The sequence below is a fragment of the Stenotrophomonas sp. PAMC25021 genome, from assembly GCF_004795795.1.
Classification (GTDB): Bacteria; Pseudomonadota; Gammaproteobacteria; order Xanthomonadales; family Xanthomonadaceae; genus Stenotrophomonas; species Stenotrophomonas muris.
The window spans coordinates 2,753,296-2,767,294 of sequence record NZ_CP039255.1; the positions used below are offsets into that span (position 1 = coordinate 2,753,296).

The 13,999-nt window shown below is 67.6% G+C and carries 14 protein-coding genes; 9 read left to right on the forward strand and 5 right to left on the reverse strand.

Annotated features, from left to right (window positions below):
* Positions 1-18: 18 nt before the first annotated feature.
* The 4 genes from E5790_RS12965 to E5790_RS12980 form a co-directional block, all read right to left on the reverse strand.
* Positions 19-441 (reverse strand): low affinity iron permease family protein, encoded by a 423-nt coding sequence (locus tag E5790_RS12965; RefSeq protein WP_032961193.1) that lies wholly within the window; start codon positions 439-441, stop codon positions 19-21.
* 67 nt (positions 442-508) lie between these two features.
* On the reverse strand, positions 509-844 hold the full coding sequence (locus E5790_RS12970; protein WP_005411085.1) for a hypothetical protein: 336 nt from the start codon (positions 842-844) through the stop codon (positions 509-511).
* 75 nt (positions 845-919) lie between these two features.
* Positions 920-1,180, reverse strand: a complete 261-nt coding sequence (locus tag E5790_RS12975) for a hypothetical protein (protein WP_111206417.1) — start codon at positions 1,178-1,180, stop codon at positions 920-922.
* Between the two features lie 199 nt (positions 1,181-1,379).
* Complete coding sequence (locus tag E5790_RS12980; RefSeq protein ID WP_005419409.1) at positions 1,380-1,832, reverse strand: nucleoside deaminase; 453 nt, start codon at positions 1,830-1,832, stop codon at positions 1,380-1,382.
* A gap of 82 nt (positions 1,833-1,914) precedes the next feature.
* Here E5790_RS12980 and ubiE point away from each other — a divergent pair, with 82 nt between their 5' ends.
* The 4 genes from ubiE to E5790_RS13000 all read left to right on the forward strand — a co-directional run bounded on the left by ubiE (position 1,915) and on the right by E5790_RS13000 (position 6,384).
* Positions 1,915-2,676, forward strand: a complete 762-nt coding sequence (ubiE, locus tag E5790_RS12985) for a bifunctional demethylmenaquinone methyltransferase/2-methoxy-6-polyprenyl-1,4-benzoquinol methylase UbiE (RefSeq protein ID WP_005411082.1) — start codon at positions 1,915-1,917, stop codon at positions 2,674-2,676.
* A gap of 300 nt (positions 2,677-2,976) precedes the next feature.
* Positions 2,977-4,905 (forward strand): M1 family metallopeptidase, encoded by a 1,929-nt coding sequence (locus E5790_RS12990; protein ID WP_041863838.1) that lies wholly within the window; start codon positions 2,977-2,979, stop codon positions 4,903-4,905.
* A gap of 127 nt (positions 4,906-5,032) precedes the next feature.
* Positions 5,033-5,764, forward strand: coding sequence for a hypothetical protein (locus E5790_RS12995; RefSeq protein WP_008265071.1), 732 nt, complete (start codon positions 5,033-5,035; stop codon positions 5,762-5,764).
* Positions 5,764-6,384, forward strand: a complete 621-nt coding sequence (locus E5790_RS13000) for an HAD family hydrolase (protein WP_049406055.1) — start codon at positions 5,764-5,766, stop codon at positions 6,382-6,384. Before E5790_RS12995 ends, E5790_RS13000 begins: the two co-directional genes overlap by 1 nt.
* A 187-nt stretch (positions 6,385-6,571) precedes the next feature.
* On the opposite strand, the gene E5790_RS13005 is transcribed toward E5790_RS13000, so the two are convergent.
* The gene (locus tag E5790_RS13005) at positions 6,572-7,510 is read right to left on the reverse strand and encodes a carbohydrate kinase family protein (protein ID WP_005411078.1); all 939 of its coding nucleotides are present in this window, start codon (positions 7,508-7,510) and stop codon (positions 6,572-6,574) included.
* 283 nt (positions 7,511-7,793) lie between these two features.
* Between E5790_RS13005 and E5790_RS13010 the strand changes: the two genes are divergently transcribed.
* The 5 genes from E5790_RS13010 (at position 7,794) to rodA (ending at position 13,924) form a co-directional block, all read left to right on the forward strand.
* On the forward strand, positions 7,794-8,840 hold the full coding sequence (locus E5790_RS13010; protein WP_005419402.1) for a rod shape-determining protein: 1,047 nt from the start codon (positions 7,794-7,796) through the stop codon (positions 8,838-8,840).
* A gap of 121 nt (positions 8,841-8,961) precedes the next feature.
* Positions 8,962-10,254: a rod shape-determining protein MreC gene (gene mreC, locus E5790_RS13015; RefSeq protein WP_136191761.1), complete on the forward strand. Its 1,293-nt coding sequence runs from the start codon at positions 8,962-8,964 to the stop codon at positions 10,252-10,254.
* Positions 10,251-10,736: a rod shape-determining protein MreD gene (gene mreD, locus E5790_RS13020; protein ID WP_005419400.1), complete on the forward strand. Its 486-nt coding sequence runs from the start codon at positions 10,251-10,253 to the stop codon at positions 10,734-10,736. Before mreC ends, mreD begins: the two co-directional genes overlap by 4 nt.
* Positions 10,737-10,739: 3 nt before the next feature.
* Positions 10,740-12,815, forward strand: coding sequence for a penicillin-binding protein 2 (gene mrdA, locus E5790_RS13025; RefSeq protein WP_053496216.1), 2,076 nt, complete (start codon positions 10,740-10,742; stop codon positions 12,813-12,815).
* Positions 12,812-13,924 carry a rod shape-determining protein RodA gene (rodA, locus tag E5790_RS13030; protein ID WP_014648447.1) on the forward strand — a complete coding sequence of 371 codons (1,113 nt, stop codon included), beginning with the start codon at positions 12,812-12,814 and terminating at the stop codon, positions 13,922-13,924. Before mrdA ends, rodA begins: the two co-directional genes overlap by 4 nt.
* Positions 13,925-13,999: the final 75 nt, after the last annotated feature.

Sequence of the window (13,999 nt, forward strand, 5' to 3'; positions counted from 1 at the left end):
TTGTCATTCGGAGGCCTGCTACACCGCTTCATCGTCGCGCCGCGCCGCATGGCAGGCGCGAACGCGCGCCAGCGCATCGCCGGCTTCGCGCGCCATCTGCTCGTACTCGGCGCGGATCTCTTCCAGGCGCGCTTCATCCAGTTCTTCCAGATCCAACAGTTCGTTGTTGGCTTCGGCCGTCGCCCGGATCAGCTCGTCCAGCTTGATCTGCATCGCGGCAGTATCCGCGTTCTGCGTGTGCTGGATCAGGAACACCATCAGGAAGGTGATGATGGTGGTGCCGGTGTTGATCACCAGCTGCCAGGTGTCGTTGAAACCGAACACTGGGCCACTGATGCCCCAGATCACCACGATCGCTACTGCAGCCAGGAAGGTCCACGGCGAGCCGGTGGCGGCCGCGGCCTTCTTGGCGATCGTATTGAACAGGTTGCGTGCTTTCATCGTCGTCGTCCCACTCAGGTGACGAGGATGATCGGCAGTGGCCCGTGCAGGGGTTGTGCAGCGGCGGTCAGGCGCGCATGCGCTGCAGTCGTGGCGCCTGCAGGCTGCGCACCGGGCTGCTCTGGTAGACGTGCTGCCAGCAACGGTCGACGAACTCACGGGCCTGGGCTTCGCTCAGCCGCGGCATGATCTGCAGGGCGTATTGGGTCTGGAACATCTCGTCACGTTCGGCCTCGCTGGCGCGCGGCTGGGTGATCAGCGAATCACAGGCGAACTTGATCCACGGCACGTACGAGCCGAACGAGTTGTGCGGCAGTGCGCCTTCGGCATGTTGGCGGCGCCAGTGGTCAAGCTCGGCGTCAACGTTGATGACCGGAGGAATGGTGGGGACTTCAGCGTGCATGACAATCCAGTTCGGTTGAGTGGAAAGGGAGTGGGGGTTCATCCGAGTGTGGCGTATATGGCGGTGCATGCCGCGTCAGCGGGATGTGGAGCCTGCGTTGGCATGGCCGATCAACTGCGCATGTTCGACCGTACCGAGGTCTTCGGCCAGAGTGGCCATCGCATTGCACAGGCGTTCGTGGTCGAGCGGGTGGCGGCGGACCAGCTCCAGTTGCATGTGCTGATAGGCAGTCCAGAACGGCGCGCCGCGCCGGTGCAGCGCATATTGCTGCTGCAAGCGTTCGCGGATCGGATCGAGGATCGGGTCTGTCGTAGGGCGTACGGCGTGCGCGCACATGGCTGGCTCCGCCGGGGAAAGGGTGCCCCGGTGACCCCACCGTAGGCGTGTCAGCCGCGTGGGGTGTTACCGCAATGTGTGCGCGTGGCGTGGCTGACTGTGCGCGCGGTCACGCCGATGCCCGCAAAGGCTGCCGGCACAAGGGCGCACCGGCGCTGAAGCGTTCATTAAATGTGTTGCAGAGACGAGCGCGCGTGGCTCATTCGCCGATGTCCTCGTTCCAGATGTCGGGATGACGGCTGATGAAATCGCCCAGCAGGTCCACGCATTCCTGGTTGTCCAGGTCGATCACGTTGACGCCGTTTTCGCGCAGCCAGTCGATGCCGCCCTGGAAGGTGCGCGATTCGCCCACCACCACGGTGCCGATGTTGAACTGGCGCACCAGCCCCGAGCAGTACCAGCACGGGGCCAGGGTGGTGACCATGATGGTGTCCTGGTAACGGCGCTGGCGGCCGGCCTTGCGGAAGGCGTCGGTTTCCCCATGCACCGACGGGTCGCCTTCCTGCACGCGGCGGTTGTGGCCGCAGCCGAGCAGGCGGCCGTCGTTGTGGTACAGCGCCGCGCCGATCGGCACGCCGCCCTCGGCCAGGCCCTGGCGGGCTTCGGCGATGGCGGTCTGCAGCAGGGCCTGGTAGTCGGGCGTGGTGATCATGCGGGGCTCTCCGGTAAGTCGTGGCCCGCCATCATACGGGCAGGGGGTGCCGCTGGCCCCCGGCGGTGCGATAATCGGGGCCATGAGCGAATCCCCCTACAAAGCCGGTACCACCCATTTCGGGTTCCGCGACGTCGCCGCCAAGGACAAGCAGAAGCTGGTCGGCCAGGTGTTCACCTCGGTCGCGCGCAACTACGACCTGATGAACGACCTGATGAGCCTGGGCGTGCACCGGGCGTGGAAGCGCTACTACGTGGCCACCGCGCAGGTGAAGCCGGGCGACCGCGTGCTCGACCTGGCCGGCGGCACCGGCGACATCGCCGCCCTGCTGAAGGAGCGCGTCGGCGCCGAGGGCTCGGTGGTGCTGGGCGACATCAACGCCGGCATGCTGTCGGTCGGCCGTGACCGCCTGACCAACCGCGGCCTCGTGCTCGGCCTGGACTACGTGCAGTGCAACGCCGAAGCCCTGCCGTTCCCGGACAACAGCTTCGATCTGGTCACCATTGCCTTCGGCCTGCGCAACGTGACCGACAAGGACGCTGGCCTGCGCGAGATGTACCGCGTGCTGAAGGTGGGCGGCCAGGCCCGCGTACTGGAATTCTCCGAAGTCACCGCGGACTGGTTCAAGCCGATCTACGACTTCCACTCGTTCAAGATCCTGCCCAAGCTGGGCAAGCTGTTCGCCAACGATTCGGACAGCTACCAGTACCTGGCCGAGAGCATCCGCAAGCACCCGCCGCAGGACGAACTGAAGGCGATGATGGGGCAGGCCGGCTTCGAGCGCTGCCACTACAAGAACCTGACCGGCGGCATCGTCTCGATCCACTCCGGCTACAAGCTGTAAGCCCTGCTCTGGTGGGTGCCAACTTGGTTGGCACTCGCCCGCTGCGGTCATCCGCTCTGGTAGGTGCCGACCTTGGTCGGCACGGGCCTGCCGCGTGCGTTGATGGATCCGTGCCAACCAAGGTGGGCACCTGCCTGTAGATGCCAACCAAGGTTGGCACCTACCTGTAGATGCCAACCTTGGTTGGCATGCGCCGGAGGCGCAGGAACGGCCCCGGCCTGCATTACCCCGCACCGCGCAACGCCTGCGCGGCCGGAGGGAGGTACCATTGGGGTTTGATCCCCGTAACGGTCCCGATTCATGCGTAATCCGCTGATGCTCCTTCCGCTGGCCGTGGCCCTGGCCGCCGGCTGCTCCCAGGAGGCGGCCGCGCCCGCCGCCGCCCCGACTGCCGCAAAGGCCCCCGCCGCCCCCGTGAACGCCGAGAACCGCAGCCACGACGAAAGCTCGTACGCCGAGCCGGACAAGGTCGTCATCAAGGACATCGCGCTGGATCTGAAGCTGGACTTCGACCAGAAGCAGATCGGCGGAACCGCCACCTACACCCTGGAATGGAAGCAGAAGGACGCCAGGCAGCTGGTGCTCGACACCCGCGAGCTGACCGTGTCCAAGGTCGAGGCCGTCGGTGCCGATGGCGCGCGCAGCCCGCTGCAGTTCGCGCTGGCCCCGGTCGACAAGGTGTTCGGCAGCAAGCTGACCATCGAGACCCCGGAACAGCCGGCCAAGGTGGAAGTGACCTACCACACCGCACCGACCGCCTCGGGCCTGCAGTGGCTGGCGCCGTCGATGACCGAAGGCAAGAAGCTGCCCTTCATGTTCAGCCAGTCGCAGGCCATCCACGCCCGCTCCTGGGTGCCGCTGCAGGACACCCCGAGCGTGCGTTTCACCTACAGCGCGCACGTGGTCTCGCGCCCGGACGTGATGGTGCTGATGAGCGCCGACAACGATCCGAAGGCCGCGCGTGACGGTGACTACACCTTCAAGATGCCGCAGCCGATTCCGTCCTACCTGCTGGCCATCGCCGCCGGCGACCTGGTGTTCGAGCCGATCTCCGGCCGCTCCGGCGTCTGGGCCGAGCCGACCATGGTCAACAAGGCCGCCAAGGAATTCGAAGACACCGAGAAGATGATCGGTGCCGCCGAGAAGCTCTACGGCGAATACCGCTGGGGCCGCTACGACATGCTGGTGCTGCCGCCGTCGTTCCCGTTCGGCGGCATGGAGAATCCGCGCCTGACCTTCGCCACCCCGACCGTGATCGTCGGTGACAAGTCGCTGGTCTCGCTGGTCGCCCATGAACTGGCGCACAGCTGGTCGGGCAACCTGGTGACCAACGCCAGCTGGAAGGACATCTGGCTCAATGAAGGCTTCACCACCTACGTCCAGGGCCGCATCACCGAAGCCCTGTACGGCAAGGAGATGGCCGAGATGGAGAAGCAGATCGACCAGACCGACCTGCTGGCCGAAGTGAAGGACATGAGCCCGGCCGACCAGGCGCTGGCGCTGCCGCCGCTGAACGAGCGTGACCCCGACGAAGCCCTCAGCCAGGTCGCCTACGTCAAGGGTTCGTGGTTCCTGGAATTCCTGGAGCAGCGCTTCGGCCGCGAGACCTTCGATCCGTTCCTGCGCGGCTGGTTCGATGACCATGCCTTCCAGAGCGCGAACACCGACCAGTTCGTCGCGTACATGAAGAAGAACCTGCTGCCGAAGAATCCCTCGGCAGTGACCGAGGCCGAACTGAAGGCGTGGCTGGACGAGCCGGGCATTCCGGCGTTCGCGGCCAAGGCGCAGTCGCGCAACTTCAGCAGCGTCGATACCGCGCGCATTGCCTTCGCCAGCGCCGGCACCGTGCCGAGCAGCCAGGTCATCGCCGACTGGAGCACGCAGGAATGGGTGCGCTTCATCGACGGCCTGGGTGCGACCCAGCCGCTGGACAAGCTGGCCACGCTGGACAAGGCGTTCCACTTCACCGGCACCCCGAATGGCGAGATCGCCATGCGCTGGTACCCGCTGGCGATCCGCAGCGGCTACGAGCAGGCCAATGAAGGTGCTGCCGCGTTCATCGAGCGCGTCGGCCGTCGCAAGCTGATCCTGCCGATCTACGCCGAACTGGTGAAGACCCCGAAGGGGCTGGAGCTGGCCAAGCAGGCCTTTGAAAAGGCCAAGCCGGGCTACCACCCGATCACCACGGCCTCGGTCCAGGACATGCTGGCCAAGGCTGAAGCCAAGTAACCGGTGGTGCCGGCCGCTGGCCGGCAACCGGTCACTGCTTCACCAGCTACGGCGGGGAAACCCGCCGTTGCTGTATCCGCTTTTCGCTGCCGATAGAATCGGGATGCACTCGCATAGGACCTCCGCCATGAAACGACTGATCCTGCTCACCGCCTGCACCCTGGCCCTGGCCGCCTGCAGCAACCCCGAGGAAGAGCGCAAGGCGCAGGAAGCCGCCGCGGCCGCCGTGCAGGCGCAGAAGGAAGCCAAGGCCGAGGACGTAGCCAAGCAGTACGACATGGCCGTGGCCGCGCAGGACTGGGAACGCGCGCGCCTGCATGGCGCCTCGCTGCTGGACCAGTACAAGGACACCGCCGCCGCCGAGCGCATCGCCGCGGGCTTCGACGAGGTCAAGGCCAAGGGCGATGCCGCGCGCGACCTGCGCCGCATGCAGGCGCTGTGGCAGTACAACCAGATCCCGGTGGGCAACAAGGGCAACCAGGTTTCGGCGCAGATCTACAGCAAGGAACGGGTGGACGTGGATGGCAGCGGCGCCAAGCCGGTGCAGCTGGTGTTCCGCGATCACCCGGAGTGGAAGCGGCACGCTTACCTGGTGCTGCAGGCCGGCGATTTCCGCTGCCCGCAGTGCACGGTGAAGGTGACTGTGGACGATGGCAAGCCGGTGTCGATGGCGGCCTGGCGCCCGAAGACCGATGAAGCCATCGCCCTGTTCATCACCGACCAGAAGGCGTTGTGGAAGCTGGCGCGCAAGGGCAAGTCGATCAGCATCGAGTTCCCGGTCAAGGCTGGCGGCACGCGTACGGCCGTGTTCGAGACCGGCGGTGTCGACGCCAGTCGCATGCCGCAGTGGTGGCAGTGATGATCGCGACGGGCAGCGCAGTGCACGCGTTGTCCGCGATCCGGCACTGGGTCTTCGACATGGATGGCACGCTGACCGTCGCCGTGCATGATTTCGCCGCGATCCGCCGTGCGCTGCAGATCGCGGCCGAGGAGGACATCCTGGACCATATCGCAGCGTTGCCGGATGCGCCGGCGCAGGCCAAGCGTGAGTGGCTGCTGGATCACGAACGTGTGCTGGCCGAGGAGGCGCTGCCGGCGCCGGGTGCGGTGACGCTGCTGCGTGCGCTGGCAGCCGACGGTTGCCGGCTGGGCATCCTGACCCGCAACGATCATGCGCTGGCGAAGCTGACGCTGGACGCGATCGGGGTCGGGGAACTGTTCGATGATGCCGACATCGTCGGCCGTGATGAAGCGGTGCCCAAGCCCTCGCCGGATGGCCTGCAGCAGCACCTGCGGCGCTGGGGCATTGCAGCGAGGGAGGCGGTGATGGTCGGCGACCACGCCTACGACCTGGAGTGCGGCCGCGCCGCGGGCGCCCATACCGTACTGGTCAACCTGCCGGAAAACCCGTGGCCCGGCCGTGCCGACTGGCATTTCGCCGATTGCCGCGCGCTGTTGGCGGCCTGGCAGGCCGCATGACCGTGTAGAGCCGAGCCCACGCTCGGCTGCTCTGCGGTCAGATCGCGCAGGCGCGCGCAAGCCGAGCATGGGCTCGGCTCCACAGAGAGCAGGCAACGTGTCGGTCGGAAGTTCCGGTAGTGCCGGCTGCCGGCCGGCAGTGTCGACCCAGGTCGACACCCACCGAGCGATGCGCGGGCAGTTCGGTTTACGCGCCCAGCGCGTAACCGAACTGCTGCTTGAACTGCTCGTTGAACTCATCGAAGGTGAAGCGCTGGTTCTGCGTGCCCGGGTGCTCGACCTTCAGTGCGCCCATCAGGTTGCCCATGCGGCCGATGGTCAGCCAGTCGTAGCCCTTCTGGATGCCGTAGATCAGGCCGGCGCGGAAGGCGTCGCCACAGCCGGTCGGGTCGACCACGCGGCGCTCGTGCGCCGGCGGGATGTCGTAGCTCTTTTCCGGGGTGTGGATGACCGCGCCCTTCGGGCCGCGGGTGGTGATGTAGGCCTTGACCCGGCTGACGATCTCCTTTTCGTCCCAGCCGGTGCGTTCCTGCAGCAGGTTCGACTCGTAGTCGTTGACCACCACGTAGTCGGCCTGGTCGATGAAGGCGCGCAGCTCGGGGCCGTTGAACAGCGGCATGGCCTGGCCCGGGTCGAAGATGAACGGGATGCCGTCCTCGTGGAATTCCTGCGCGTTCTGGATCATGCCTTCGCGGCCATCCGGGCCGACCAGGCCCAGGGTCACGCCCGGCACGCCGCGCACATGGTTCTCGTAGGAACGCATCATCGCGCCCGGGTGGAAGGCGGTGATCTGGTTGTTGTCGTGGTCGGTGGTGATGAACGCCTGCGGGGTGAACAGCTCATCGATCACGCGCACGCGCGACAGGTCGATGCCCAGGCCTTCGAAATACTCGCGGTACGGGCCGAAGTCCGAACCCACGGTGCCCATCGGGATCGGCTGGCCGCCCAGCAGGTGCAGGTTGTAGGCGATGTTGCCGGCGCAGCCGCCGAACTCGCGGCGCATGCGCGGCACCAGGAAGGACACGTTCAGGATGTGCACCTTGTCCGGCAGGATGTGATTCTTGAACTGGTCCGGAAACACCATGATGGTGTCGAAGGCAAGAGAACCACAGATCAGAGCGGACATCGATGTAAGCCTATGCGGTGAATTTTGGGGTGGGCCAGCCCGGTTCAGCGGGCAAGCAAACGGCGCCCTTGGGCGCCCGACGGCGCAAAGGTTACCCGCTGGTGCCGCTCAGGGCCAGAACCGGGTGATGCCCGATCAGGCCGAAAGCCTGTGAAGACGCGGGTTCAGCTAGTTTTTTCCTTGCTCGGCGGCAGGCGGGTTGCTAGGCTTGTCGGCCTCGATTTCTGCCCATTTTTTCGCCATCCCGCGGCGGGCACGACACCCCTCAGGACTCCTTCCTCAGATGTTCAAGAAACTCCGTGGCATGTTCTCCAACGACCTGTCCATCGACCTGGGCACGGCCAACACCCTCATCTACGTGCGCGGGCAGGGGATCGTGCTGAACGAGCCGTCGGTCGTGGCCGTGCGCCAGGACCGTGCCATCGGTGGCACCCGCTCGGTGGCAGCCGTGGGCGCCGAAGCCAAGCAGATGCTGGGCCGTACCCCGGGTCACATCACCACCATCCGCCCGATGAAGGACGGCGTCATCGCCGACTTCACCTACACCGAGGCGATGCTCAAGCACTTCATCAAGAAGGTGCACAAATCGCGCGTGCTGCGCCCGAGCCCGCGCGTGCTGGTCTGCGTGCCGGCCGGCTCGACCCAGGTCGAGCGCCGCGCGATCAAGGAATCGGCCGAGGAAGCCGGTGCCCGTGACGTGTTCCTGATCGAAGAACCGATGGCGGCCGCGATCGGCGCCGGCATGCCGGTCACCGAGGCCCGTGGCTCGATGGTCATCGACATCGGCGGCGGCACCACCGAAGTGGCGGTGATCTCGCTCAACGGCATCGTCTATTCGGCCTCGGTCCGCATCGGCGGCGACCGCTTCGACGAGTCGATCACCAACTACGTGCGCCGCAACCACGGCATGCTGATCGGTGAAGCCACCGCCGAGCGCATCAAGGTCGAGCTGGGCTGCGCCTACCCGCAGGCGGAAGTGATCGAGATGGAAATCTCCGGCCGCAACCTCGCCGAGGGCGTGCCGAAGATGATCAAGATCAGCTCCAACGAGGTGCTCGAGGCCCTGCACGAGCCGCTGTCGGGCATCGTCAGCGCGGTCAAGCTGGCGCTGGAGCAGACCCCGCCGGAACTGTGCGCCGACGTCGCCGAGCGCGGCATCGTGCTGACCGGTGGTGGCGCCCTGCTGCGCGACCTGGACCGCCTGATCTCCGAGGAAACCGGCCTGCACGTGCAGGTGGCCGACGATCCGCTGACCTGCGTGGCCCGCGGTGGCGGCCGTGCGCTGGAGCTGGTGGACATGCACGGCAACGAGTTCTTTGCGCCGGAATAAGCCGTCCCGGCCGTTCCTGCCCGCCGCGCCCTTCCGGGGTGCGGCCCGCCGTGATGGCGGGCCGGCACCGGCGGGGCGCCCGCGTGTTTCCCTTTCGCCTTCTGCCAGTTGAATCGTTGCCGTGCCGCCCTACGCCGGTCCTCCCGTTGCCTCCCGATCCGGTGATGCCGCCAGCCCCCTGCGGTTGCTGGCCTATCTCGCGTTGGCCATCACCCTGATCGTGCTCGATGACCAGGCCGGCTGGCTGGCGCGCCTGCGCGAGCAGGCCAACAGCCTGGTGCAGCCGGTATGGGCGCTGGCCGGCCTGCCCGGCAAGCTCGGCAACCAGGTCAAGGATTCCGCCGCCAGCCATACCCAGCTGGTGACCGAGAATCGCGAACTGCGCAACCAGCTGCTGCTGGCCAACGCGCGCCTGACCCGCCTGCAGACCGCCGCGCTGGACAATGCCCAGCTGCGCGAACTGCTGAACGTGGCCGAGCGCAGCGGCCTGGACGTGCAGCTGGCGCCGATCCTGGACATCGACCTGGACCCGGTGAAGCAGCGCCTGGTGCTCGACGCCGGCACCCGCGAAGGCGTGCACGTCGGCCAGGCGGTGATCGATGCCGGCGGCTTGATGGGGCAGGTGATCAGCGTCACCGGCGGCACCTCCACCGTGCTGCTGCTGACCGATCCCGACCACGCGGTGCCGGTCACCGTGGCCCGCAACGGCGTGCGCCTGATCGTCTATGGCCGCGGCGACACGCTGGAACTGCGCGACATCCCGCTCAGCGCCGGCGTGGAAGTGGGCGATGAGATCGTCACCTCCGGCCTCGGCGGGCGCTTCCCGGCCGGCTTCCCGGTCGGCACCATCACCGGCCTGCGCCCGGACGACACCCATGCCTTCCTGGTCGGCGAACTGAAGCCGGCGGCCCAGCTCGACCGCGGCCGCGACGTGCTGCTGCTGCGCCCGGGGGCGGCGATCCGCATTCCGCCGGAACTGCGCCTGCAGCTGGAAGAAACCGCCCCGGGGGGGCCGGCCACCGGCGCCAGCGTGCCTGCGGGAGCCGCGCCAGCGGCAACGACGCCGGCTCCGGCCAGCTCCCCGGTAGTGCCGGCCGCTGGCCGGCAACAGCCCTCGTCGCAAACGAGGACTGTTGCCCCCGCATCCTCCCTTACCCCCGCGCCTTCGGCGCGCCCCCCTCAGCCGACTGCACCTTCGGCGCAACTGGCCCGCGCATCCTCCCTTACCCCCGCGCCTTCGGCGCGCCCCCCTCAGCCGACTGCACCTTCGGTGCAACCGGCCCGCGCATCCTCCCTTACCCCCGCGCCTTCGGCGCGCCCCCCTCAACAAGAGGGGGGCTCCACCCCAGCCTCCGGCGCTACGGTAGTGCCGGCCGCTGGCCGGCAACCGACCACGCCGGAGGCCCAGCGATGAGCCGCCTGCGCGACAACCCGTGGGTGCTGCCGGCCAGCCTGGTGGTGGCGCTGCTGCTGGGCCTGCTGCCGTTGCCGGCGCTGCTGCAGCCGCTGCGCCCGTACTGGCTGGCGCTGGTGCTGGCGTACTGGGTCATCGAAGCCCCCGAACGCGTCGGCCTGGGCATCGCCTTCGCCAGCGGCGTGGTTGCCGACCTGCTGTACGGCGGCGTGCTGGGCGAACAGGCGCTGCGGCTGGTGATGCTGGCCTTCATCCTGCAGCGCTTCCGCGCCCGCATCCGCTTCTTCCCGATGTCCCAGCAGATGCTGGCCATCGGCGGCCTGCTGTTCAACGACCGCATCGTCAGCGCGCTGGTCCACATCGTGGTGGATGAGCCGACCCTGCCGTGGTCGTACTGGTGGGCACCGCTGCTGGGCATGGGCCTGTGGCCGCTGGTGTTCGTGCTGCTGGACGCGGTGCGCTTCGGCAAGCGCGGGCGCTGAGCCATGATCCCGCGCCGCCAGGTCAAGAACCCGCACGCCGAAGCCGAACAGTTCCGCCGCCGCGCGGCGCTGGGCTTCCTGGGCGTGCTGGTCTGCCTGCTGGGCCTGGGCGGCTGGTACTTCAAGCTGCAGGTGCTGGACCACGACGTCTATGCCACGCGCTCGGAAGCCAACCGCATCAAGCCGCGGCCGGTGGTGCCCGGGCGCGGCATGATCTACGACCGCAATGGCCGCCTGCTGGCCGAGAACGTGCCGGCCTTCCGCCTGGACGTGACCCCGGACAAGGTCAAGGACATGGACGCCACCCTGGAAGGGCTGGCGAAGATCATCAACATCAGCCCGGAAGAGCTGGAAGCGTTCAACAAGTCGCGCAAGGCGCGCCGCAAGTTCCTGCCGGTCACGCTGAAGCTGCGCATGAGCGACGAGGAGATGGCGCGCTTCGCGGTCGACCGCTGGCGCTTCCCCGGCGTCGAGCTGGAGCCCTACCTGACCCGCCGCTACCCCTACGGCGATCTGTTCGCGCACATCATCGGCTACGTTGGCCGCGTTGATGACAAGGATCTGGAGATCCTCGGCGAAGGCAATGCCGCGCTGACCCACATCGGCAAGTCCGGCCTGGAGCGTTACTACGAGCAGCAGCTGCGCGGCAAGGTCGGCTACGAGCAGGTCGAGACCAACGTGCAGGGGCGCGCGATCCGCACCATCGGCCGCGTCGCCGCGCAGTCCGGCGCCGACCTGCGGCTGTCGATCGACGCCGACCTGCAGCGCGCCATGGTGGCCGCCTTCGGCGACCAGGAAGGCTCGGCGGTGGCGATGGACCCGCGCACCGGCGAAGTGCTGGCGATGGTCAGCCTGCCGTCCTACGACCCCAACCTGTTCGTCAACGGCATCTCGCATGCCGACTTCAAGGCGCTGAACGAAAACCCGTCGCGGCCGCAGTTCAACCGCCTGGTGCTCGGTGGCGTCGCCCCCGGTTCCACGCTGAAGCCGCTGATCGGCCTGGCCGGCCTGGATTCGGGCGTTCGACGCCCGGAAGACAAGGTGCTGTCCACCGGCATGTTCTATCTGCCGGGCACTTCCCGCGGCTGGGGTGACGCCCACCGTGGCGGCCATGGCTGGACCGACCTGCGCAAGTCCATCGCCGAATCGGTCAACACCTACTACTACAAGCTGGCGCTGGACCTGGGCATCGAGCGCTTCGACCATTACATGGAGTACTACGGCTTCGGCCAGCCGACCGGCATCGACCTCACCGGCGAGATCGGCGGCATCCTGCCGTCGCCGGCCTACAAGCGGAAGAGCCGCAAGGAAGCCTGGTACCCCGGTGATACGGTCAACATCAGCATCGGCCAGGGTGACTGGAAGGTCACCCCGCTGCAGCTGGCGCGCGGCGTCAGCGGTCTGGCCGATGGCCAGCTGCGCACCCCGCACCTGGTGATCCAGCAGCGCGAGGGTTTCGACAGCGACTGGTCGGCGATGCCGGCTGGCGAGAGCAAGCCGGTCAGCCCCAACCCCGCCAACGTGCAGGCCGTGCGCGAGGGCATGATGGCGACCATGCGGCCCGGCGGCAGCGGCTGGCGCGTGGCAGTGGGTGCGCCGTACGTGATGGCCGGCAAGACCGGTACCGCGCAGGTCATCAGCCGAAAGGGCACGGCGGCAGTGAATCCGAAGAGCCTGCCGATGCACCTGCGCCATCGCGCGCTGTTCGTCGGCTTCGCACCGGTGGAAAACCCGGTGATCGCGATCGCGGTGGCCGTGGAAGGCGGCGGCTATGGTGGTTCGGCGGCCGCGCCGATCGCACGCAAGGTGTTCGACGCCTACCTGCTGGGCAAGATGCCCGAAGGCATGCAGCCACTGGACAGCGAGCGCGGCACCACCGCCATCGGCGCCACCGCGTTCGACAACGAAGATGCCGGCGCGCGCCAGGCTGGCGACCTCGCCGCGGCGCAGCTGGGTGAACATCCGGTGCTGGTCGGCGTGCCGGCGCCGGAACCTGTACCCGCACCGCAGCCGGGTACGCCGGCCGCCGCCGCGTTGCCCGCCACGCCACGCCCGACCGTCGCGGAGCCCGTACGATGAGAGTGTTCCTGCGCTGGGCCGGCGACATGCTGCGCCGCTTCTTCAGCACGCTGGACTGGGTGCTGTGCCTGGCCCTGGGGACGCTGATGGTGATCGGCCTGGCCACCCTGAAGAGCGCCGGTGGCGACAGCCTGGTGATGGCCCAGGGCGCGCGCTTCGCCGTGGGCATGGCCGCGCTGTGGGGCATCTCGCGGGTGCCGATCCTGCGCATCCGCTCGGCTACGCCGATGATCTACGCGATCTCGATGATCCCGTTGCTGGCGGTGTTCGTGCTGGGCACCGGCAAGTACGGCCGGCAGTGGCTGGACCTGAAGTTCTTCTACCTGCAGCCGGCCGAGCTGCTGAAGGTCAGCCTGCCGATGATGGTGGCCTGGTACCTGCACAAGATGCCGCTGCCGCCGCGCTTCAACACCGTGCTCGTGGCCCTGGTCATCATCGGCGTGCCCACCGGCCTGGTGATGCTGCAGCCGGACTTCGGTACTGGTGTGCTGATCGCTGCCAGTGGCGTGTTCGTGCTGTTGTTGGCCGGCCTGCCGTGGTGGTGGGTCGGCCTGGGCGTGGGTGGCGTGGCCGCGGTCGCGCCGGTGGCCTGGTTCTGGTTGCTGCGGCCGTACCAGAAGGACCGCATCATGATGTTCCTGGACCCGGAGATGGATGCGCTGGGGGCCGGGTGGAACATCATCCAGTCGAAGATCGCGATCGGTTCCGGCGGCTTCGATGGCAAGGGCTGGGGCGAGGGCTCGCAGTCGCACCTGAACTTCATTCCCGAACAGACCACCGACTTCGCGTTCTCGGTGCTGAGCGAGGAGTTCGGCTGGATCGGCGTGGCCACCGTGCTGGCGCTGTACCTGGTGGTGATCGGGCGCTGCCTGTGGATCGCCAGCCAGTCGCGCGATTCGTATTCGCGCCTGCTGGCCGGCGCCACCGGCCTGGCGTTCTTCGTCTATGTGCTGGTGAACGGCGGGATGATTTCCGGCCTGCTGCCGGTGGTGGGCGTGCCGATGCCGCTGATCAGCTACGGCGGTACCTCGGCGGTGTCACTGCTGGCCGGCTTCGGATTGGTGATGGCGGTGCGCAGTCACAACCCGGTGCACGGCGGCTACGGCTGAGTACGGCGTCGGGGTCAGATCCCTTTTTCCACAGGGAAAAGGGATCTGACCCCACAGCCCGGCTACGGAGATCAG